Annotated in this window: 1 protein-coding gene; it reads right to left on the minus strand. The window is 42.0% G+C overall.

What is annotated here, in order from left to right:
* On the minus strand, positions 1-1505 hold a 1505-nt coding region (locus tag ACRD7P_RS20880; RefSeq protein WP_430909740.1), incomplete at both ends, for a non-ribosomal peptide synthetase.

Consider the following 1505-nt stretch of genomic DNA (forward strand, 5'->3'; position numbering starts at 1 on the left):
GATACCCCCGCACCGCCGATGCACAGCTCCCCCACAACGCCCCGAGGCAACAGACCGCCATGCGCGTCCAATATGTATACTTTAGTATCCGAAAATGGAGTCCCTATTGGAATGTTTTGATAGGAAGCATTCAAATCTACCTTATGGAGTAGTTTACCTATAGTGGTCTCCGTTGGTCCATAATGATTGATTACTTTAATAGCTTTATTCGTATTTTTTATTTTATCGACCAAAGTGGGCGTCAGTATATCCCCCCCAAATATGATTCCCGATTCAGGCAGAAGCGGACCATATTCACTTTCCAAGGCCGACCAATGAGAGGGTACTATCTTGATGTAATCGATCGTATTTTGATTAAAATAACTTCCCATTGCATATGCATCTTTCAATGCATCTTTCGAAAAGGTATGCAAAGTACCGCCGCTCAAAAGTGAACCGAACAATACCGTATTCCCCAAATCCGCAGAAACGGTAGACATCAATCCATAGCTATAAGGACCATTGATTTCTAGTGAGGACAATAGGCCGTGGATGTAATCCGATAAATTAGAATGCTTGATAAGGACCCCCTTGGGCCTGCCCGTACTGCCCGAGGTATAGATCACATAGACAGGGGAATCAACAATTATCCCGGTGTTCAGACTTGTCACCGGCTCTTTCTCGACAACCTTCTGTTCGCTATCCAAGGCTACAATAGTAATTTCCTTGGAAAGTGGCAGCACACTGCTATATTGGCTATGTGTCAATACAATCTTTACATTAGAATCATCTAGCATATACGCTATCCGATCCTCCGGAAATTCCGGGTCTATAGGCACATAGGCACTGCCGAGTTTGAGTATGGCAAGTATCCCAACTATCATTTCTAAAGAACGGTCAGAACATATGCCTATCAACATTCCTGCTTCAGCGCCATATTCGTTTTTCAAATACCTTGCTAACTGATTAGACCTTTCATCCAACTCTGTATACGTAAGCGTATATGATTCTGAAACAAGGGCAGTGGTATTTGGTGTTTTTCTTGCTTGGATTTCAAACAGATCTACTATCGTTTCCTCTTTGGGGTATGCTATATTCGAAGTACCTGCTATTTCTAATAATTGTTGCTCTTCCGAAACTGTAAACATGGAAAGTTCGGACAAACGGCGTTTGGGGAATTGTACGATACTGTATAAAAGTTCCTTGTAGTGCTCCAAGAAATTATGAACTGTATCGGTTTTGAATAATTCCTTATTATATTTTAAACTTAATGATATACCCGATTCATCTTCATGGCCGACCATTGTGAGGTCATACTTTGAAGTTATTTGACCATCTTCATAGGGAGATATAGTTAACTCTTCGTATATGCCACTTGATTCTTCATTTTCATTTTCTGGTGTATTTTGTAATATGAACATTACTTGGAAGAGCGGAGTATGATTCATATCCCGTGTCTTGACCACCCGTTCGACCACCTTCTCGAAGGGCGCCAACTGGTGGTCGTACGCGCCAAGGGTCGTCTC

Origin of the sequence: Maribacter sp. 2-571, assembly GCF_050589625.1 — a bacterium.
Classification (GTDB): domain Bacteria; phylum Bacteroidota; class Bacteroidia; order Flavobacteriales; family Flavobacteriaceae; genus Pelagihabitans.